Origin of the sequence: Brevibacillus brevis (assembly GCF_900637055.1) — a bacterium.
Classification (GTDB): domain Bacteria; phylum Bacillota; class Bacilli; order Brevibacillales; family Brevibacillaceae; genus Brevibacillus; species Brevibacillus brevis.
Map to the genome: position 1 here is coordinate 5,486,930 of NZ_LR134338.1, position 21,878 is coordinate 5,508,807.

General features: G+C 49.0%; 15 protein-coding genes. 2 read left to right on the forward strand and 13 right to left on the reverse strand.

The window, feature by feature from the left end; genetic code table 11:
* Positions 1–14: 14 nt before the first annotated feature.
* The 6 genes from EL268_RS26630 to asd all read right to left on the reverse strand — a co-directional run bounded on the left by EL268_RS26630 (position 15) and on the right by asd (position 9,293).
* Positions 15–1,643, reverse strand: coding sequence for a YcdB/YcdC domain-containing protein (locus EL268_RS26630; RefSeq protein ID WP_106652400.1), 1,629 nt, complete (start codon positions 1,641–1,643; stop codon positions 15–17).
* Between the two features lie 48 nt (positions 1,644–1,691).
* Entirely contained in the window at positions 1,692–3,317 is a 1,626-nt protein-coding gene (locus tag EL268_RS26635) for a hypothetical protein (protein ID WP_106652301.1), read from the reverse strand.
* A 133-nt stretch (positions 3,318–3,450) separates the two neighbouring features.
* Complete coding sequence (gene gatB / locus EL268_RS26640) at positions 3,451–4,887, reverse strand: Asp-tRNA(Asn)/Glu-tRNA(Gln) amidotransferase subunit GatB (RefSeq protein ID WP_106652300.1); 1,437 nt, start codon at positions 4,885–4,887, stop codon at positions 3,451–3,453.
* 4 nt (positions 4,888–4,891) lie between these two features.
* Positions 4,892–6,364, reverse strand: a complete 1,473-nt coding sequence (gatA, locus tag EL268_RS26645; RefSeq protein ID WP_047072225.1) for an Asp-tRNA(Asn)/Glu-tRNA(Gln) amidotransferase subunit GatA — start codon at positions 6,362–6,364, stop codon at positions 4,892–4,894.
* A gap of 32 nt (positions 6,365–6,396) precedes the next feature.
* Positions 6,397–6,687: an Asp-tRNA(Asn)/Glu-tRNA(Gln) amidotransferase subunit GatC gene (gatC, locus tag EL268_RS26650; RefSeq protein WP_007717539.1), complete on the reverse strand. Its 291-nt coding sequence runs from the start codon at positions 6,685–6,687 to the stop codon at positions 6,397–6,399.
* A gap of 1,760 nt (positions 6,688–8,447) precedes the next feature.
* Positions 8,448–9,293: an archaetidylserine decarboxylase gene (gene asd, locus EL268_RS26670; protein WP_106652554.1), complete on the reverse strand. Its 846-nt coding sequence runs from the start codon at positions 9,291–9,293 to the stop codon at positions 8,448–8,450.
* 156 nt (positions 9,294–9,449) lie between these two features.
* Here asd and EL268_RS26675 point away from each other — a divergent pair, with 156 nt between their 5' ends.
* A complete protein-coding gene (locus EL268_RS26675; protein ID WP_106652553.1) occupies positions 9,450–10,370 on the forward strand; it encodes a diguanylate cyclase domain-containing protein in 921 nt (306 codons plus the stop codon).
* Here EL268_RS26675 and EL268_RS26680 read toward each other — a convergent pair whose 3' ends face one another.
* The 7 genes from EL268_RS26680 to EL268_RS26710 form a co-directional block, all read right to left on the reverse strand.
* The gene (locus EL268_RS26680) at positions 10,371–11,174 is read right to left on the reverse strand and encodes an MraY family glycosyltransferase (RefSeq protein WP_106652567.1); all 804 of its coding nucleotides are present in this window, start codon (positions 11,172–11,174) and stop codon (positions 10,371–10,373) included.
* Positions 11,175–11,430: 256 nt separating this feature from the next.
* Positions 11,431–12,978 (reverse strand): L-glutamate gamma-semialdehyde dehydrogenase, encoded by a 1,548-nt coding sequence (pruA, locus tag EL268_RS26685; protein WP_106652552.1) that lies wholly within the window; start codon positions 12,976–12,978, stop codon positions 11,431–11,433.
* Between the two features lie 275 nt (positions 12,979–13,253).
* Positions 13,254–14,321 carry a CamS family sex pheromone protein gene (locus EL268_RS26690; RefSeq protein ID WP_106652551.1) on the reverse strand — a complete coding sequence of 356 codons (1,068 nt, stop codon included), beginning with the start codon at positions 14,319–14,321 and terminating at the stop codon, positions 13,254–13,256.
* Between the two features lie 41 nt (positions 14,322–14,362).
* Positions 14,363–15,289 carry a WD40/YVTN/BNR-like repeat-containing protein gene (locus EL268_RS26695; protein WP_106652550.1) on the reverse strand — a complete coding sequence of 309 codons (927 nt, stop codon included), beginning with the start codon at positions 15,287–15,289 and terminating at the stop codon, positions 14,363–14,365.
* Between the two features lie 20 nt (positions 15,290–15,309).
* Positions 15,310–17,325: an NAD-dependent DNA ligase LigA gene (gene ligA / locus EL268_RS26700; RefSeq protein ID WP_106652549.1), complete on the reverse strand. Its 2,016-nt coding sequence runs from the start codon at positions 17,323–17,325 to the stop codon at positions 15,310–15,312.
* Positions 17,326–17,372: 47 nt separating this feature from the next.
* Positions 17,373–19,718 (reverse strand): DNA helicase PcrA, encoded by a 2,346-nt coding sequence (pcrA, locus tag EL268_RS26705; RefSeq protein ID WP_106652548.1) that lies wholly within the window; start codon positions 19,716–19,718, stop codon positions 17,373–17,375.
* A 101-nt stretch (positions 19,719–19,819) separates the two neighbouring features.
* Positions 19,820–20,620 (reverse strand): VanW family protein, encoded by an 801-nt coding sequence (locus tag EL268_RS26710; protein ID WP_106652547.1) that lies wholly within the window; start codon positions 20,618–20,620, stop codon positions 19,820–19,822.
* 196 nt (positions 20,621–20,816) lie between these two features.
* Between EL268_RS26710 and EL268_RS26715 the strand changes: the two genes are divergently transcribed.
* Positions 20,817–21,866 carry a DUF418 domain-containing protein gene (locus tag EL268_RS26715; protein ID WP_106652546.1) on the forward strand — a complete coding sequence of 350 codons (1,050 nt, stop codon included), beginning with the start codon at positions 20,817–20,819 and terminating at the stop codon, positions 21,864–21,866.
* Positions 21,867–21,878 lie beyond the last annotated feature (12 nt).

Genomic DNA, 21,878 nt, shown 5'->3' on the forward strand with positions numbered 1-21,878 from the left:
AGAAGTAAGGCGATTTATGGTCGCCTTACTTCTTTTAGGTTATTGCTCCATTCAAACTTCCCGCTTACTGCATCTACGGTTGGCCAGCCCTTATAAGTATCAATTGTATAGACGAGCTGAAGATAAGGGGATTTTTTGCCATTGTAGGTGGGCCAGAAGTAGGACAGCTTGAGCGGAAGATTCTTTGCTGCCAGATCAGCAGCTTGCTGTGCAGTCACAGATGGTTTACGTACTGGAAGTCCGCCTTCCTCGTTCGGCATAGTTGGAGAGAAATATACGACTTGGCCGCTCTTCATTTCGATCACGACCCAATAATTGTGATCGAGCACAGGCAGACCATTTTGGAGCCTATGAAACCTGAATGAATAATTATCTGTATGTCTTTCCTTAACCTTATTTAATTCCATCATCCAGTCGGCCAACACCGCAGGTTTATATGGATCGAATATCTCTACTTGCCATTCATTAGCCGAAATCGGAGCATACGATTCAAGGACGGCAATCGCTTTTTTTAGTGCTTCTTCCCTTGTCAATGGAATAGATAGATTTTCCTTTCGTGTCCAATCCATAGCATTGATAACCTGTCCAGTAGATTCGTCCACCGTAAGGAGAATATCCACCCCACCACGATCTGTCCAAGAATAAACGAAGTCTCCCCAAGTATTCCTTGCATCATAGGGCATATTCGTGAGCTTTTTATCTGTTCCAAACAAATTCGTAATAATTTTCTCTGCCTCAGCTCGGTTTGAGACAATCAGTGAGTTCTCTTTTGGAGTGATCGTAATGTTCTTCACATTGACAGGATTTCGTTTTCCATCGTCTACGATCTCTAATCCGCTAGGCGCTTCAATCTGCTTTCCTGTTACAGCATCTATAAATGGTGAAGTTCTCCATGCATATTGTATACTCGGTTTGCCGTCGCTCCCTTCCTGAACATATCCGTAGTCGAAATGATCGGGGGTGAATAACTGCTCTGTGATGGCTTCTGGTGCCAATGCCGATTTTGGATCAGGAACCTTGGTATCTTCCAAATCAAGTGGATGAAAAGACAAACTTAAAAGATGACCTTCGTAATCCGTGACCATGTATATGCCTGTCAGGATCCCTCTATCTACTTCCAAACCATTCAGCATAGCAGGATATTCTATGTACCGAAATCTGACTATCTCGGGACGCTTCTCCTTAATTTGCGATAATTTAGGATTACCTGTCATTTTCCGTTTATCTGACCATTGTACGGCGAGCAAATGTTTTTCTGCACGCTGCAACAAAATCTCGTCCGTTACTCTCCCTTTAGCATTCCAAATATCCAGGGCTGCGTTATAGTCGAGCATTTCCCCGGTTTCCCTATCAAAAACGAGAGAGGCTCCAACGTACTCATCTTTTGGATGACTCATGTACAAGACTACTTCATTACCCGTCCTCAGTTTAACGGTTCGCACTGTCAACGTTTTTAATTCGGGCTCCAGCTCTTCTAAAGCAGCCACAATTTGAGCGGCGCCTTCTGGGAGGTTGATTTCTTCTGGAGCTGGGGCTGCTGTGCTTTTCAGGAGGATTTCAGGGCTTGCAGCCAATGCCGGTCCACTTGTTCCAAAGAGTATCGTTGCTACTGTTAGAACAATTGATAAGCATTTTTTGAACATGTTGATCAAGCCTTTCTCTCTTCCTGTCTCGTATTTCTATACGGGCTACTATTCCTCGGACTCACTCCATTTGAACGATCCGTTTACGGCATCTACAGTTGGCCAGCCTTTGCTGGTATCGAGTTTGTAGGCAAGAATGGGAGCATTATGATCACTGGATGTCGGCCAGATGTACGTCAGCTTTATTGGTACATTTTTGGCGAAAATTTCAGCAACCTGCTGGTCTGTTACGGATGGTTTGAGCACAGGATATTTGCGATCCTCTGCGGGAACTGAGACTAGGAACTCTGCGACTTGTCCTTTCCTTGGATCAATAACTACTCCATAGGAATACTCCATGACTGGTATACCGTTTTGTTTCTCGAAAAATAAAAAGCCATACTGCTCGACGGATTTCTTTTCCTCAGTCTTTTGCTTGTTATCCCGATCCGAAAGAACCTTCATAGCCAGTGGATCTTCTGGTTTGATCCGTTCGTACATTTCGACTTGCCATTCGGATTTTTTAGCGTAAGGCTCCAAGAAAGCAATCGCCTTTTGTAACGACTGTTCTTTGGTGAGCGGAGCAGGAAGATTTGGGATATGCGTCCAATATAGATAACCGCCAATCTCTCCCGTCAATTGGTCTACCATTACAGAAGCGTAATTGACTTCAACATAGTTCGCCCAATAATGATTGATTATGCCGTCCTGCTCCTCCTTTCGATAGGTCGGATACGTCTTCTTCGTATCTATTCCAAACAGTCGCTCTAAAATTTGTGTATCCGTTGCATTTTTCTCAATGAATGGCTTTGCCTGGGGCTTCAAGGAAATATTTTTTAGATCAGGAGCATTTAGCTTGCCTTCCCCGTTTTCTTCCCCCCATCCATCAACGATCTGCTCGCCTGTCAGTGCATCAAATATTGGAGATGTTCTTAGCTTATACGCTAATCCAGACTTGCCTTCACTACCTTCCCATACATAACCATACTGGATACGTTCAGGTGTAAAAATCTGCTTCTGGATCGCATCTTTTGTGACAGCTTTTTTCGGGTCAGCAACCTGAACTCCCTTTAAATCGAGTGCTTCAAACGAAACCCCGATTAAATGACCGGCCGTATCCATGTCTACATCTATACCAAAACGTGTTCCTTCTATTTCCAAACCGTTCAACAAAATCGGATAATAGACATTTCGGAATTCACTCGATTCTTCCTGATCTTCCACGAACGTGGACAATTGAGGAGCATTCGCCATACTTCGCTTCTTCGCCCCAAGCAACTCCTCAACGGCTTTATCGGCTTTTTTCAAAATGGCCTCATCTGTTGCTTTTTCTGTCTGGTCCCAAATGATAGTGGCAGCCTCGAAACCAACCATTTCACCGCTATTGCGATCAAAAAGGATATACGCATCCTCGTGTATATTGTCGGGATGATGCATAGTCAAGACCACTTGATTTTCATCTTGCTCGGAAATGAAGACTTCCCTCACCGTCAAACCTTTTAGGGCAGGCTCCAGATTCTCCAGGGCAGCGACAATCTCTAGCGCACGAGAAGGCAGCTTGATTTGGTCTTCGGATGAGGTTTCTGCATTTTTCAAAATCATTTCCGGACTTGCAGCAAATGCCTGGGCACCCGTTCCCAGCAGCATGGTTGTCACTGCAAAGGCAGCCGTCGCACTTTTCCAATTTTGTGTCATGAACATTTCTCCTAATCAATTATGATGATAGCTACGCATTCTATCTTACCTTTTTTTCCACTATTTAGCATAGCTTACGGCACAAAAAAACAGCACTCTCCCCTTACAGAGAAAGTGCTGTCTTATGTTTGGCCTACAGGCTGTTCAATACTTCCTGAATCAACTTGTTTACCATTCCCGGGTTTGCCTTACCTTTGGTTTGCTTCATGACCTGACCAACAAAGAAAGCAGCTGCTTTTTCGTTTCCGGACTTGAAGTCTGCCACGGCTTGCGGGTTGGAATTGACCGCATCGACGACGATTTGACGCAGAGCGCCTTCATCGCTGATTTGGACGAGTCCTTTTTCTTCGACGATCTGCTTCGGCTCTTTGCCGGTCTCCACCATCTCTTTGAAGACGGTTTTGGCGATTTTGGAGGAAATGGTTCCGTCCTCGATCAGCTTGATCATCTCACCCAAGCCTTTTGGTGTCATTTTCACATCAGCAAACACCAGGTTGTTAGCGTTGAGGTGTGCCAACAGGTCTACCATCAGCCAGTTCGCTACTGACTTCGGCTCTGCTCCTGTTTTCACAGTCTCATCAAAGAAATCAGCCGTCTCCTTGGAGATCGTAATGACTCCTGCATCATCCTTAGACAAGCCAAACTCGTTCACATAGCGTGCTTGACGAGCATCTGGCAGCTCTGGAATGGTCGCGCGAACCGCTTCAATCCACTCCTCGGAAATTTGCATGCGAACCAGATCCGGGTCTGGGAAGTAACGATAGTCGTGCGCTTCCTCTTTGGAACGCATCGTCAACGTCTTCTTGTTCGCTTCATCCCAACGGCGCGTTTCCTGAACGACTTTGCCACCGGATGAAACTACCTCCATCTGACGCTGTACCTCGTACTCCAAGCCCATTTGTACGTTGCGGAAGGAGTTCATGTTTTTCAGCTCGGCCTTGGTTCCGAATTCTTCTTGACCATACGGGCGAATGGAAACGTTAGCGTCGCAACGCAGGGAGCCTTGTTCCATGCGAACGTCAGATACTTCGGTGTACTGGATGATCGCTTTCAGCTTTTCCAGATACGCACGGGCTTCTTCCGGTGTGCGGATGTCCGGCTCAGAAACGATCTCTACGAGCGGTACCCCGACGCGGTTAAAGTCTACCAGAGACTCTCCGCCAAAATCGCTGTGCGTCAGCTTGCCCGCATCCTCTTCCAAATGCAGACGAGTGATGCCAATGCGCTTCGTCTCACCGTTTACTTCGATGTCGATCCAGCCATTGTAGCCGATTGGCTGGTCAAACTGCGAGATTTGGTACGCTTTTGGCGAGTCTGGATAAAAGTAGTTCTTGCGGTCGAACTTGGTCTCGCGGGAAATCTCGCAGTTGAGGGCGAGTGCTGCTTTCATCGCGAATTCTACCGCTTGCTTGTTCGTTACAGGCAGTACACCTGGATGTCCCAAGCAGATCGGGCATGTATGTGTATTCGGCGGTGCACCAAATTCAGTCGGGCAGCCGCAAAAGATTTTACTGTTGGTCGATAGCTCGGCGTGAACCTCCAAGCCGATGACGGTTTCGTACTTGCTCATGCTCTTACCCCCTCACCCATTCCGGTTTGCGACCGTAGAAGCCTGCGGTTTGTTCATACGCATGGGCTACGCGCAATACGGTGGATTCGTCAAATGCACGTCCTACGATCTGCAAACCGATCGGCAGACCGTTTTTGGAGAATCCGCACGGCACGCTGATTGCTGGCAGACCAGCCAGGTTTACAGGAACGGTACAAATATCCTCCAGATACATTTTCACCGGATCATCTACGTTTTCGCCTACTTTGAAAGCCGTAGAAGGCGTGGTTGGGTGCAGGATGACATCGTAGTCAGCAAAAATGCTGTTGAAGTCCTGAATGATCAGGGTACGCACCTGCTGCGCCTTTTTGTAGTAAGCATCGTAATAACCAGACGAGAGCGCGTAGGTTCCGAGCATGATGCGGCGCTTCACTTCTGGGCCAAAGCCTTGGCTGCGGGATTCCTTGTACAGCTCGATCAGGTTTGCCGCATTGTCTGCACGCACACCATAACGAACGCCATCAAAACGAGCCAGGTTGGACGAAGCTTCAGACGAAGACAAGAGGTAGTAAGCCGGCACTGCATATTCCGTGTGCGGCATAGAAACCTCGCTCCATGTAGCACCCATGCTCTCCAGCTGCTTCAATGCTGCCAGAACCGCATCGCGAACCTCAGGGTCAATCCCTTCTCCGATCAACTCTTTCGGTACCCCAATACGCAGTCCTTTTACATCTCCAGTCAATGCGGACAAGTAATCCGGTACGTCCACATTGGCAGAGGTAGAGTCGTATTCATCATGTCCCGCAATCGCTTGCAGCACATAGGCGGAATCCTCAACGTTTTTCGTCACAGGTCCGATCTGATCCAGCGAGGACGCGAACGCAACCAGCCCGAAACGGGAGACGCGTCCATACGTAGGCTTCAAGCCGACAACGCCACAAAAAGCAGCAGGCTGACGGATGGAACCGCCTGTATCAGAGCCGAGTGTGAAGTAAAAATGACGCGCAGCCATTGCCGCCGCTGAGCCACCGGAAGAGCCTCCCGGAACGTAGTCGGTGTTCCACGGGTTTTTCGCTGGGAAAAAGCCGGAATTTTCATTGGAGCCGCCCATCGCAAACTCGTCCATGTTCAGCTTCGCAACGATGACGGCATCGGCATCCTTCACCTTTTTGGAAACAGTCCCGTCATGGACCGGATCGTAGTTCGCCAAAAATTTGCTCGCGCAAGTCGTGCGAACGTCTTTTGTAACCAGGTTGTCCTTCAGTCCGGCAGGCAAGCCGTAGAGAAGACCCAGCTCCTCATTTCCCTTGACCAGGCGCTCGTCCAATTGACGGGCATGAGCCAAGGCTCCCTCTTCATCTACATGCAGGACGGATTTGATTTCTCCGTCATGCTCCTTGATGCTGGCGATGGAAGCCTGCACCAGATCCGTTACCGAAATCTCTTTTGCGCGCAGGGCGCTATGTATCTCAGACAATCGCTTGTCAAACAGCGACACAGTGGGTTCCTCCCTTCTCGTTATCCAGTAGGTTATTCGAATACAGCCGGCACTTTAAACTGCCCGTCTTCGTGGTCCGGTGCGTTTTTCAGCACGTCCTCACGCGGCAGGGACGGTCTATTTACGTCTTCGCGCATGACATTTTTCACGTCTGTAGCATGGCTGGTTGGCTCAATATTGGATGTATCGAGCTCATTCAGCTTGGCTGCAAAATCAAGAATCGCATTCAGGTCTTTTGTGTACCGCTCCGCTTCTTCCTCAGTGAGCTGCAAACGGGCCAAATTAGCTACGTGTTCTACTTCTTTGCGAGTAATGGCACTCATTCTTTCCACCTCCGAATCGTATCACATAACTTTGATCTTACTTGAAAAGAGCAGGTTCAGTCAATTTTCGCAGGGATTTCGGCAGGGAAAACAAATAATGTTTTCGGCAAAAAAATATTGATCGATTATTAACCAGTAAAAAACTTTGTCCGGCTGTTTTGGTGGGGAGGAAACAGGAGAAAACGCTCAGCTTCTTGTCCCACCCGCTGGGGGATTCACTGCCCGACTCCATGCAAAAAGCGAAACCGCGTCCAAAGTAGTCCTTTCAGGATGTATTTCAGAGGTGGACGCTTAAGAGCGTGTTTCGCTTTTTGCATTCCGTCTCGGTCGGTGTACCAAAGATCTTCGCTTTTTTCTCCTGTTTCCTCTACGAGCTTTCCGTGTTTACCGGGTCTTAAATGCCTTAAAAGATTGAAGAATGTAAGAAGTTACGCTAGAGAAGAATATTTCCAGACGTAGCGACTTGTGGAGTCCTACCAAGCGGAGAAGGGATTTGCGGGCAAAAGAAACGCAACGTGCCTCCGCGACGAAGCGGCTACCACTTTTGCGTTTCCCCGCAAGTCCCTTCGGAGCGGGCAGTCTCAACCCCCAGCAGGACGGAGCCTGGAGCCTAGACTGGAAATATTCTTCTCCCCAACGCAGCTGCCTATTTAGAGAGCTTAAGTTGTTGCTGTAGTGCTGGGGAGGAAACAGGAGAAAACGCTCAGCTTCTAGGTCCACCCGCTGTGGGATTGACTGCCCGGCTCCATGAAAAAAGCGAAACCCGCGTCCAAAGTCGTCCATTCAGGGGGTATCTCAGAGGTGGACGCTAAGGGCTTGTTTCTCTTTTTTTCATTGCGCCTCGGGCGGTGTCCCTAAGATCTTCGCTTTTTTCTCCTGTTTCCTCTACGAGCTTTCCGTGTTTACCGATCTTTTAACGACTTGAAAGATTGAAGAATGTAAGAAGTTACACCAGAAAAGAATATTTCCAGACGTAGCGACTTGTGGAGTCCTACCTAGCGGAGAAGGGATTTGCGGGCAAAAGAAACGCAACGTGCCCCGACTTCGAAGCGGCTACCACTTTTGCGTTTCCCCGCAAGTCCCTTCGGAGCGGACAGTCTCAACCCCCAGCAGGACGGAGCCTGGAGCCTAGACTGGAAATATTCTTCTCCCCACGGCAGCTGCCTATTTAGAGACCTTAAGTTGTTGCTGTTGTGGTGGGGAGGAAACAGGAGAAAACGCTCAGCTTCTAGGTCCACCCGCTGGGGGATTCACTGCCCGGCTCCATGAAAAAAAGCGAAACCCGCGTCCAAAGTCGTCCATTCAGGGGGTATCTCAGAGGTGGACGCTAAAGGCTTGTTTCTCTTTTTTTCATTGCGCCTCGGTCGGCGTCCCAAAGATCTTCGCTTTTTTCTCCTGTTTCCTCTACGAGCTTTCCGTGTTTACCGATCTTTAACGACTTAAAAGATTGAAGAATGTAAGAAGTTACGCCAGAGAAGAATATTTCCAGACGTAGCGACTTGTGGAGTCCTACCAAGCGGAGAAGGGATTTGCGGGCAAAAGAAACGCAACGTGCCTCCGCGACGAAGCGGCTACCACTTTTGCGTTTCCCCGCAAGTCCCTTCGGAGCGGGCAGTCTCAACCCCCAGCAGGACGGAGCCTGGAGCCTAGACTGGAAATATTCTTCTCCCCACCACAGCCACATCTCTTAGAAAACTTCATCTCCTAAGAAAAACAAGTCCAAGGCATTTGCCCTGGACTGTGATCTCTTTTGCCGTTTGTTATTCTGGCTTCTTTTTCGCGAGCGCTTGCCCCATCAAGAGAGGTTTGCCTTTTTCAACACCCGCTGCCCATTCGAGTTGATTGGATTCCAAGAGCAAGATGACGGTCGAACCAAATTCGAACCAGCCCAGCTCCGCCCCTTTTTCATAACGAGGTGTCCCAGCAATCTTCTCGTGTGTTTGGCGACCGCGCTTGATGTTCGTCGTAGCTGTGTTGTAGCAGACCTTCACGCTGCCTACAAACAAGGCTCCTACTTTTACCAAAGCCATATCGCCCAAGCTATCTGTTTTGATGTGCGTTACCAAGCGTTCATTGCGGGCAAACAAACGGTCTACGTTTTCAATCCCCAGCTGGTTGACAGGATAGAGTCTGCCAGGCAAATAGCAGTAACAGCTCAAATCGCCCGTTACCGGCATATGAATCCGATGGTAGTCCCTTGGACTCAAATAAATGGTGATAAATTTACCACCGTAGTAGCGCTTGGCCTCTTCCTCCGAACCGCCCAGCAGCTCCATCACACTGAACTCTTTTCCCTTTGCTTGAATTAAGGTGCCTTCGCAAATATCACCCAACTGCGAAACGGTTCCATCTACCGGGCTTACAATGGTATCTGGGCCAGGTGCAATCGGTCTCGCTGCGGGCTTCAGGCGGCGGGAAAAAAACTCCTTCAGCGTGCGGTATTCCGAAGCCGGCTTTTCTATGATGGACGTATCAATTTGATAGTGCTTTATGTATCGTTGAATGGCTAATCGACTAAAGGGAGTAGCGGTAATTTTGCCCATAGTCCGTGACATCGCGTTTTGTGGCAAGCGATGGATGAGACCTGGGAGCAGCTTTTTGCCCATAAGAAATGCTCCTTCGTAAAACAACAATACCCTTACTTTACCACTTCTGCTAACAGCCAGTAAACCCCGCACTATTACCAGAGGTTCATCATTTTCTTTGAGAGTCTTGCTATACTATAATCATTCCAAGAAGCCACTTATCAGGAGATATCGGTTATGGTAAAGAAACTCGATATTACTACACTTATCAGTCAGCATGGTGATATCCTAACCAGTCTATTCGATCATATGTCGGACATGTTTTTTCTCATGGCTGTCGAACAAGATTCGGACGGGGCGTATCAGTTTCGCTATGTCTTGATGAATCCATCCGCAATGCACGTTGCCCAATTGAGCGAGGAAGCATACGGAAAAACGTTTGAGGACGTGTATCATCACGAAAAAGCCAGCTTATTACAGCACATGTATACACAAGCAGTAAAAAGCGGGAGTCCGATCCACTTTACTGCGAATGGTGACATCATTGGCGAATCCATTCTTTCCCCTGTCTACGATAGCAATGGCGTATGTACGCATGTATTTTCCATTACCCGCGATGTTACCGAGCGCACAAACCTGCAGTCGCAATTAGCCTATATGGCTTATCATGATGCGCTTACGGGATTGCCGAACAGGCGCCTCCTCTCCGAAAAGCTCCAGCAAGCTCTACGTGCAGCCCAATCAAAAGAGGAGATGGTCGCTGCCCTCTATTTGGACTGTGACCGCTTTAAAGAAATCAACGATACGTGGGGTCACGACACAGGAGATCTGTTTTTACAAATGCTGGCTACACGCCTCAAGTCGTCCGTTCGAGATGGAGATATCGTCGCGCGTCTGGGGGGAGACGAGTTTGTCATCGTCCTGACCGGCATTCATTCCGAACGCCAGGTTGAAAAAATTGCGAGCCGTATCCTGCTTGCGACGCAAGAGCCTTGGATGATCGAGGACCGGGCCATACCGTTTTCGACAAGCATAGGCATTGCCCTCTACCCGGCATCTGCAAGCGAAGCCGAACAACTGTTGAGCAATGCAGACAAAGCGCTTTATCAGGCCAAAAAGACAGGGCGCAATCGTTTCTTTTTCTTTGACCCCATTTGATTATTGACTATAAAACAAAAACACTGCCAAGACCGAGAACAGCAAGCTCACCACATACAGAATGATGACCGTCTGCTTCGTTGACAACCCCCGGGACATGAGCCGATGATGAACATGTCGACGATCCGCTTGGTACATGGGGGAGCCTGCCAAAAGCCGACTGATGATGACCTGTACAGTGTCTATGACGGGCAAGCCTACTGCCAGTACAGTCACGACTAATGAAATGAGTGTAGCCCCTTTCATCGTTCCTTCCAACGAGATCACGCCGAGAGCGAATCCCAAAAACATCGATCCCGCATCACCCATAAAAATTTTCGCTGGATAGAAATTAAAACGTAGAAAAGCGAGTGCAGCACCTGCCAGTGCCACTGCCAATAATGCCGTTAATTCTTGACCTTTGAGCATCGACAAAAAGAACAAGGTCACCGCTGAGATCACGGTAGCACCGGCAGCAAGTCCGTCGACCCCATCCAAAAAATTCACCATATTGATCAAGCCGACGATCCACAGCACGGTCATCAGCAGGGAAACAAGGATCGGAAATGAGATATACGTCCCTTCCTCTCCCCCCAGCCACATCAAATTGATTCCCCGAAAGCGAATATCCATGAGGAATGTCATCGTCGCTGCCAGTAACTGCACCATTAGCTTCGGCAGTGCCGGAAAATCTTTTTTCTTCGATTTGTACGTATCGTCTACCCATCCAATGGCTACCAGCATGGTCCCTCCAACTGCCAAAACTGCAACGGTTTTTTGCGCCCCTGCAAAAAAAGTTGACACCAACAAGAGACCGACGAACATCGCCAAACCACCAGATAATGGGATTGGTCTGCTATGTCCCTTTCTCCCCTTTGGCATATCCAGCAGCTTTGTTTTCCAAGCCAGCCAATTTGCTACTGGCATCAACAAATACACAACAAAAAACGAGGAGAGTCCTGACACGATGTAAGTAAACAGCTACCCTCACCTGCTTTGCCCTTCATTTTGTCTTTAGTGTGGACAAAATGGGAACAAAAAAGCCGTCTCTATAAAAGAGACAGCCTTTTTATTGCGTAGCTTACAGTTTTTCGGAAACCATTTTTGCTTGTGTGAAGAGCAGGAGGTAGTCTGGTCCACCCGCTTTGGAATCTGTACCGGACATGTTGAAGCCTCCGAATGGATGTACACCTACCAAAGCGCCTGTGCACTTGCGGTTGAAGTACAGGTTACCTACGTGGAACTCTTCGCGAGCGCGCTCCAGGTTCTCACGGTTGCGGCTGATAACAGCGCCAGTCAAACCGTACTCGGTGTTGTTCGCGATTTCCATTGCATGATCGAAATTGTTGGCTTTGCAGAACGCTACCACTGGGCCAAAGATCTCTTCTTGCATGATGCGAGCTTGTGGATCTACATCTGCAAACACAGTTGGCATGATGAAGTAGCCGGATTCTGGACCTTTTTCGCCACCTGCAACCAGTTTGCCTTCTGTTTTACCAATCTCGATGTACTCGAGGATTTTGTTGTATGCTTTCTCATCCACCACAGGACCTGTGTAGAAATCGTTGGTTCTGATGTCGCCTACAGTCAGTTGTTTGGTCAGCTCTACTACGCGGCCCAGTACTTGATCGTACACGTCTTGGTGAACGATAGCACGGGAGCAAGCGGAACATTTTTGACCGGAGAAGCCGAATGCAGAAGCCACGATGGACTGTGCAGCCAACTCGATGTCGCAGTCGTTGTCAACCACGATGGAGTCTTTACCGCCCATTTCGGCAACCAGACGCTTCATCCATTTTTGACCTGGACGATGTTTCGCAGCCAGTTCGTTGATACGCAGACCTACGTCACGGGAACCTGTGAAGCTGATGAAACGAGTCAGGTTGTGCTCTACGAGGTAATCGCCGATTTCGCCACCGGAACCTGGTACGAAGTTCACAACACCAGCTGGTACGCCAGCGTCTTCGAGGATTTCCATGAATTTCGCAGCGATTACTGGAGTGGTAGAAGCAGGCTTCAATACAACGGTGTTACCCGCTACGAGAGCTGCTGTTGTCATACCAACCATGATCGCAAGAGGGAAGTTCCAAGGCGGGATTACGATACCTACGCCGAGTGGAACGTAGTACAATTCGTTGTCCTCATCCGGGATGCGAGGCAGGTCATGGCGCTGGGACAGCTTATCCATTTGACGGCCATAGTATTCCATGAAGTCGATTGCTTCTGCTGTGTCAGCGTCAGCCTCTGCCCAGCTTTTTCCTGCTTCTTTTACGAGCCATGCAGAGAACTCATGCTTGCGGCGACGCAGGATTGCTGCTGCTTTATACAGATAGCGGGAACGTGCTTGTGCAGGCACCTTTTTCCATGTTTCGAAAGTGCTAGCAGCTGTTTGGATCGCTTTTTCAGCCAGTGCTTGGTCAGCCTGGGAAACAACGCCCACTACTTGTTCTTTATTAGAAGGGTTGAAGGAGCTGGATTTCTTTTCAGTTGTGATGCGTTCTCCGCCGATGATAAGCGCATACTCACGGCCAAGCTCACTTTCTACCTTAGCGAGCGCTTCTTCAAATGCCTTTTTATTTTCTGGCAGACTAAAATTGGTAAACGCCTCGTTTTTGAATTCCACTTGCATCTTGTGACGCCTCCTTATCGATATCTTCCATGTTCGGATCACTCATAAAACATATGCAAGGATCATACCAACAAAACAATTAAAGGCTCGACTCTATTAGTGTTTGCATTTTTACAGAAAAATCACCGATAAGATTCAAGAAGTATTCCGAACACTTTTGTACACACATCGTTCAACGTTTTACATATTTGTTCAATTTACTATCTTTTGTGTACAAAAAAACACCCGACCTCCTCACCTTCTCAGGCGATCATTCGGGTGTTTTATGCTTTTCCTTATTGTCTGTAAATATGCATGTACGGCTCACCATTTGTCGGTCGAATATAGAGCGACAATGGTTTGTTCATCGACTGTACGTACAGGTTTACGTGAACGCTTTTGTCGAAGAGCTGATTAATGCTTCCTGCTGCAAATTGCGTAAACTGCAGTACCTCTGTTCTGGAGTCATACTCTGCCGTGGCGGTAATCGTAAGTTCTGTCAGCTTGCCATCCATGAAACGTCCTAGACCCGTCATCCCGATATATTCAGGGAAATAGCCCTTGGATTGGCGCATGAGCTTGTCGTACTGCAACGACTGCTCTGGGTATTTCTGCTCAACCTCTGGACTTGGGAACAGGAAATATTCCTCTTCGATCGGCAGCCACTTGGATACCGCTGCTTCATTCGCCCCTACTGTACCTGACATGATGAAGTGCCCCGGCACCAGAGTAGAATTCGCCTCCGGTACTTGATACATCAAAACCAGGATCGGAACTTCTGGACTGGTCGACCGTACAGACTGTACGATACGAGCTGCAACCTGCTGGCCTTTTGCTTGCAGTTCTTGTGTTGTGTATACCTTGTCCTGACCGGTTGCATCCTGATAGTTCGGTGAAAGCGACAAGCCCAACACCATGCCAGCCAGGCTCTTATCCTTTTTGTTCAGGTAATCATGCTCCAACACATGCACGAGAATTCCGCTTTTCTTTTTCCCGTTGGCCCCACCCGTCTTTTCCTGTGCGATCCACTGGGTGACTTGCTCTTTTTTGATCACTTGACCTTCTTGGAAATAATAATCGGACGTCGGGAATGTCTCCCGGGCAAACTCCATCAGCCCTAACTCAAGGTGACTGAAATCGATGCGATATTTCGTACCAGCAAGCATTCCTCGTGTCTGATTCGGCTGGTACGGGGTAATGCTGCCGTAGTAATCCTCGGATACTTCCACTACCTCCGACAAGGACGGTGTAGTAGGCTCAGGAGCTTTGTCCTTGCCCCCAGGTATCAACGAGCAGCCAGTCAATGCCATCACAAGAAGTAAAGCTGTCAAGAACCTGCATCCTGTCAAAAACTTCACTTTCATAGATTACTCCTTTTCATATCCGAAAGTGGGAGATGTACAAATCATTCATTCCACTTGATCCATCGATTGTCTTCGAGCTTGTAGATCAATGCCGATTCGCCAATTCCCACCCATTTTGTATCCTCGCCACCTGAAGCAATGACAATCAGCTTTTCCGGTGAGCGAGCATCGAGCAAACGCCATTCGCCCTTGATTTTCTCATAGATACCTTGTTCGGTTGCGACAGCGAGAGTGCCAGTTCGTCTGTTAATGGCGAGCGAATAGATCTGCTGTGCTCCGGGAATCTCCTCTGCCTTCCACTGCCCCTCTTCATTATAGAGCAAGCTGAATTGGGCCGCTACATAGAGACGGTCTTGTTCTGGATCAAAGTCCATAGCAAATACTTCCTGATCCATCGGCTGCCACAGGCTCCATGATTGGGCCTCGTCCGTCGATTGATAAATACCTTCACCCGAGACAAAGGCAAACAGACGTACTTCGTCTCCTTGGCGGCTGCCTACAAAGCTGCTGATATTTGCAGGCTCTGGCAGCCCATTGTTGACAGAAGTCCACTTTTTGCCGCCATCTGTTGAATGAAGAACCCCATCAATCCCGCCGACAAATATTTGCTTTGGATCATCCGGGTCTACAAACCAACCTTCAATCGCATACTGCTCTAAATCTGTCGAGAGAGATCCCCACGTTCCACCGCCAGCCGAGCTATACAGCCCTGAGTTGGTACCAACCCATATTTGACGAGCATCATCGGTCATCATCAGATTGTGAATGGTTGCTCCCAGTTCCAATACGTCCTGATAGGTCAAGTTCCCTTGTAGAGCAGCAGCTGTAACTGTTGGAGGATTCGTATCGATTTGTTTACTGCCAGTACTGCTGGTACTTCCACAGCCAACCAATTGCAGCATGGCTATTACACCGATTCCCCATTTCAGGAAGCTATTCATGCTCTTCACGTCCCTTCCCTTACTCATCCGTTGTCGCCACCGTTTTCTTAGGCGTTGCTCTCCAATACTTGCAGGAAGCCTGCTTCGTCCATAACAGCCACGCCTAGTTTTTCTGCCTTCTCCAGCTTGGAGCCGGCTTTTTCGCCTGCAATCACCAGGTCTGTCTTTTTGCTGACGCTGCCTGTTACCTTGCCACCCAAGCGCGCAATCGCTTCCTCTGCCTCCTGCCGCGACATTTGCGTCAGCGTGCCGGTCAACACGATTGTTTTGCCTGAGAATGGCAGGTCTGCGCCACTTTCAATGCGGATTCCTTTGTACGCCATGTTCACTCCGGCCGCTCGCAGTCTCTCAATAACTGCCTGTGCCTGCGGCTGTGCGAAGTAGTTCACGAGACTCGCAGCCATTTTCGGCCCGATCTCATCGATTTGCGTAATCTCTTCTTCGGATGCCTGCATAATGGCATCGATATTGCCAAAATGCTCCGCGAGAACACGTGCCGCCTTGGCTCCGACCAAGCGAATGCCTAGACCAAACAATACGCGCTCCAGCGAGTTCTCCTTGCTCGCTTCAATAGCCGCAAGCAAATTATCTACGGACTTTTCACCCATGCGCTCCATGCCCAGTAGAACATCGCGCTGCTGGTGCAAATAATACAGGTCAGCGACACTGTGGATAATACCGTCGCGATACAGCTGGGCCACAACTTTTTCTCCCAAGCCGTCAATGTTCATGGCCGTGCGGGACACGAAATGAATCATGCCTTCACGGATCAGTGCCGGACACATTGGATTGATGCAGCGCAGAGCCACTTCTTCCTCTAAGCGTACCAGCTCACTCCCACATTCGGGGCAATGCGTTGGCATGGCAAACGGTACTTCATTTCCTGTACGACGCTCTGGCAAGACCGCGATAATTTCCGGGATAATGTCCCCTGCTTTTTTGACGACAACATGATCGCCGATAAGGAGGCCTTTTTCCCGAATAATGTCTTCGTTGTGCAAGGAAGCACGCTTTACGGTCGTACCTGCCAAACTGACTGGCTTCAATAAAGCAGTCGGGGTGACATTCCCTGTACGCCCCACAGATACTTCGATACCTTCGAGAATCGTAACCGCTTCTTCGGCAGGGAACTTGTATGCGATGGCCCAACGCGGACTTTTCGCAGTAAATCCAAGCTCCTCCTGCTGAGCGTAACTGTCGACCTTGATCACCATGCCGTCGATTTCATAAGGCAAATGAGGACGCTTTTCTGTCCAGCCCGCAATAAAAGCGAGCAGCTCATCGACGTCGTCAAATACACGTCGCTCCTGATTCACCATGAAGCCGAGCGTCTCCAGCAAATCAAGCCCTTCACTGTGCGATTCCACTGTCTCCCCTTGCAAATCGCCAATGCCGTAAATAAACGTATCCAGTTGACGGGATGCGGCAATTTTCGGATCGAGCTGTCGGAGCGAGCCTGCTGCGGAATTGCGCGGATTGGCAAATAACGCTTCCCCACGCTCCTCGCGCTCTTTGTTCAGCTTTTCAAATGCTCCTTTGGACATGTAAGCCTCACCGCGAACCTCAAGGGTTACCGGCTTTGTGAGCCGCAAAGGAATGGAACGAATCGTTTTCAGGTTTTGTGTGATGTCTTCGCCTGTTGTTCCGTCTCCACGTGTAGCCCCGCGGACGAACAGCCCATTTTCATAATGAAGCGACACGGCCAGACCATCAATTTTCAGTTCAGCTACATATCGGACAGCCTGACTGCCAACAGCCTGACGTACCCGGCGGTCAAAATCCCTGATGTCCTCCTCATTAAAGGCGTTGCCGAGACTGAGCATCGGTGTCTTATGAACGACCTTTTCAAAGAAGGGCAGTGGTTCTCCCCCTACACGCAAGGAAGGAGAATCAGGTGACTGCAAATCAGGGAAGCTGGTTTCAAGCTCCTTTAGCTCCCGCATCAATTGATCGTATTCCTGGTCAGAAATCTCAGGTCGATCCTCTTCATGGTAAAGACGATTATGCCGCTCAATTCGTTTCGCTAATTCTTTAATTTTTGTTTCGGCCGTCAATCGATCCATCTCGTTCATCCTTTACTTTTGCGATTGGCTGTATTTGCATTTGCACACTATCCTTTTTGAATAGGAGCGAACTTCGCTAATAGCTTTTTAATGCCAGTCGGGCTTGGGAAAGCAATGTCGAGCTCCATGTCGTCGCCCGTTCCTTTTACTTTGACGACCGTACCGTTGCCCCATTTGCCATGTGCCACTCTGTCGCCAACCTTCCAATCAACGCCTGCTCCTTGACCGTGTCCAGGCAGTTTTTCACCCGCCGGACGGGTGAACGTAGCAGGTGTGCTGCTTGCGGTTCGTTGACCCATGCCAAATTTCGGAGCAGAGCCTGCTTGTGAGGAAGACGCTCCAAACGGTCTCGCTCCCGTGTCACGTCCGAATGCACTGCCATCACGCTGTCCAAATGCACTGCTGCGTCCACCGCTGAAGCTTCGGTCCGCTGTCGCTGGATTTCCTTCCAACAGCTCTGCCGGAATTTCTTGCAGGAAGCGAGACGGCGCATTCACATTCGTACGTCCAAACAACGTCCGCATACGGGCACATGTCATGTACAGACGTTCCTCCGCCCGTGTAATTCCCACGTAAGCCAGACGGCGCTCTTCCTCCATCTCAGCATCGTCAAACAAAGAGCGGCTATGCGGGAAGACACCTTCCTCGCAACCAACCAGGAACACGACAGGGAACTCCAGCCCTTTGGCGCTGTGCAAGGTCATTAATACAACCTGCCCCTCTGCCGATACTTCCTCCTGGGCACCGTCATCTCCCAAGGAATCGATGTCTGCCACCAGCGCGAGATCAGTCAGGAACGCTAGCAAGCTCTTGTCTTCATTTTTGCGCTCGAACTCCTGCGTAACAGACAGGAACTCCTCGATATTCTCCAGACGCGCCTGTGCTTCCAGCGTCTTTTCTTCTTTTAAAGAATCGCGGTATCCAGAGCGCTTCAGCACTTCTTCCACCAGCTCAGTCACACTCAAGTAATCGGTCATTTGCATCAAATTCGAGATAAGATCATTAAAGGACAGGATCGCATTCGTCGTACGTGAAGGCAGCCCCATATAAGCCGTCTCCTGAATCGCTTGGAAAAGGGACTGACCATTTGCGTTCGCATACGCTTGTAGCTTGTCTACCGTCGTATCCCCGATATTACGCTTCGGTACGTTGATGATTCGCTGCAAGCTGATATCGTCATCCGGATTGGAGATCAGACGCAAATAAGCCAAGATGTCCTTGATCTCTTTGCGATCGTAGAACTTGGTTCCGCCGACGATGGTGTACGGCATGTTCGATTTGATGAAAACTTCCTCGACCACACGAGACTGTGCATTCGTCCGATACAGGATCGCGAATTTGTCGTAGCGCTTGTACTGTGCCATCTGCTTGCGAATCGTATCGACGATAAAATACGCCTCGTCGTGCTCGGAATCCCCCTGGAAGCACATGATCTTGTCGCCGCCCGGATTCTCTGTCCAGAGCTTCTTTTCCTTGCGCAGCTTGTTGTTGGCAATGACCTGGTTCGCCGCCTGCAAAATCGTTTTGGTAGAGCGATAGTTTTGCTCGAGCTTGATGAGCTTGGCTTCGGGATAGTCTTTTTCAAAGTTTAAAATGATCGAGATGTCGGCACCGCGCCATTTATAAATACTTTGGTCAGCATCCCCCACGCAGCATACATTTCGATGCTTGTCTGCCAGCATGGAAATCAAAAGGTATTGCGCCCGGTTTGTATCCTGATACTCATCAACGTGTATGTAACGGAATTTCTTTTGATAAAACTCCAATACTTCCGGCACTTCTTTAAACAGACGAACCGTCGTCATGATCAGATCGTCGAAGTCCAGTGATTGGTTGCTTCTCAGCTTTTTCTGATAAGCCGTGTAAACCTTGGCTGCCACTTGTGCAAATGGATCGCCCGCAAGACGCGTATAGGTTTCTGGATCGGTCAGCTCGTTTTTCGCTCCGCTGATCGCAGCCAAAATCGAACGCGGCTCATACTGCTTCGGATCGATGTTCAATTCTTTTAAACATTGCTTGACGACAGACAACTGGTCACCGGCATCCAAAATGGAAAAGCTGCGATTGATGCCGAGTCGGTCGATATCCCTGCGCAAAATCCGCACACACAAGGAGTGAAACGTCGACAGCCATGCATCCTGCGCTGCGGCTCCGCCAATAATGGCAGCCACACGGTTTTGCATCTCCCTCGCTGCTTTGTTGGTGAAGGTGATCGCCAAAATGCTCCAAGGTGCTACCTGTTTGGCACTGATCAGGTATGCGATACGCTGTGTCAGTACCTTGGTCTTGCCGCTACCCGCACCGGCCAAAATCAAGACGGGGCCTTCTGTTGTAAGGACTGCTTCCCGCTGCTCCGGGTTCAGACCTGCTGTGATACGATCTGCAAAAGACATATGTATAAATCCACCTTTCCACGTTCCCTAGACGAAAGCATATGTTCCTATTTTCGCACAGATCGCAGTGGAGTTCCAGTTCGTATCCCGAACAGGAAACATCATCCTTTCGGCAGCAATGGCTCGTACATCAAATAAGCCCGATTCTGCGTCATCCATTCTTGCTCCACCCATTCTCCTTCCAGCGTATAAACATCACGATACAATTCATTTTTCCGTTCATACCCTCCCCAAATCGAAGGATGAATCTCATGTTCTTTCTCGATAATGACATACGTCCGTGTCGGTGGCATGTCTGAACGCCATTCCCCTACCAAATGTGTATCGGTCAGGTAGACATGCAGTTGAAAGGGCTGTTGCGTCCGGTTGGCGATTTGCAAATCCAGATAATTATAGAAACAAGTCGCTCCACTTCCGAACGGCTGTGTCCGATTCGAATCGGGAAAAACATCGTAGCTATGACGATGCCGTTCCGTCACTGTCAATGGCGTATGCAAGGTCATCCAGTACAGCAGATTCGAGAGCTGACAAAGCCCTCCGCCAACTCCGGCCGTGACGCGTCCCTGCGAGAGCAGCATGCCCTCTACATAGCCTTTGCTACGGGTCGGCTTGCCAATCTGCTTCCAGTACGAAAAGGTTTCCCCAGGGTGGATGAGCAATCCGTTCAGTCGTGCAATCGCCAGGCGCAAATTGATCACTTTGTTGTGCTGCATCCACATCTCCACGTTCTGCAATGGGCGTAACAAAATCGTTTGATGTGAATAATGGACATTACGCAACAAATCGCTTCTTTTCTCATGAGCGAACCTCGTTTGACCAAATGTCCATTGTACATACCTTTTCCAACGAAAATATGTCATGCCTGCTGCTAAACGCCATTTCCCCCGTACAATCGGTTTCATTTATGCACCCCGACTTCCTGATTATTACAATAGACGCAGGAATTTGGTAGGAAGTTGCGGTCGAATACGGGAGATCCCCTCACTTCTTACACTTTTGTAAGCGAGACGTAAGCAAATGCTATTTCTCCTCCATCCCGGGATAAGCTAGGATAGGAAAAGTGCGCGATCGGACGACGGACAACGAGAGAAGGAAGTGATGGGATTGAAAGAAAACGCACCTACCGTGAACCAACGAATTGATGCATTAGATACCGTACGGGGCTTCGCCTTAATGGGCATTCTCCTCGTCAACATCGTGGCATTGCTGTATGCGCAATCACCTGAAATAGGAAGTGTAGACCACTGGCTGTTCCAGTTTTTCAATTTCTTTGTGGAATCGCGCTTCTTCGTGATCTTTTCCTTCTTGTTTGGTGTGGGCTTCTATATTTTCATCAGTCGAGCAAAAGCAAAAGGGGCCAACAGCATCGCTTTGTTCATTCGGCGCCTGATTGCGCTACTCGCTCTTGGCTTTATGCATAAAATGTTTCACCCTGGCGAAGCACTCTTCATCTACGCCATCTTCGGATTCATCTTACTGCCTTTTTATCGATTGAAGGCGCGAACCAATCTGATCATCGGACTTGTTCTGTCGATAGCTGTCTGTGCTACCGGCTTCAAACCGCTATTGGTGCTTCCATTGTTTATTTTGGGACTTGCTGTCGGGCAGTACGGAGTCTTTCAGGACATTCCGAGATTTTTGCCTGTGATTAAAAAAGTGCAGGGCGTGACCTTCGTCCTTTCGTTAATCGGCTTGTTTATCCAATACCGACTGACTCCAGCTGATCCGGCAATGGGTGGGGCGAATCTGGTTGTAGATGATTCCATGTCAGAAGAAACCCTTCAGCAGCTGATGAACTACACGATTGCCTTGACCTCCACAGGTCTTGTCATGGCTGCCTTTTACACGACGACCTTGATTCGGCTGCTGCAAAATAAAACCGTCCAGACCGTCCTCTCTCCGCTGACCAGCTATGGGCGCATGGCGTTGACAAACTACGTCGGACAAACCGTATTGATCCTTGTGGGAAGCTATATGTTCGATTGGTTTGGCAATCTCGGCTACCTGCAAACGACACTGATCTGCCTTGGTATCTACGTGGTGCAGATGGTATTTAGTGTACTTTGGCTGTCTGTCTTCCGCATGGGACCACTTGAGTGGGTATGGCGATTATTTACGTATATGAAAATCACACCGCTGCGAAAATAAACAATTAAAGAC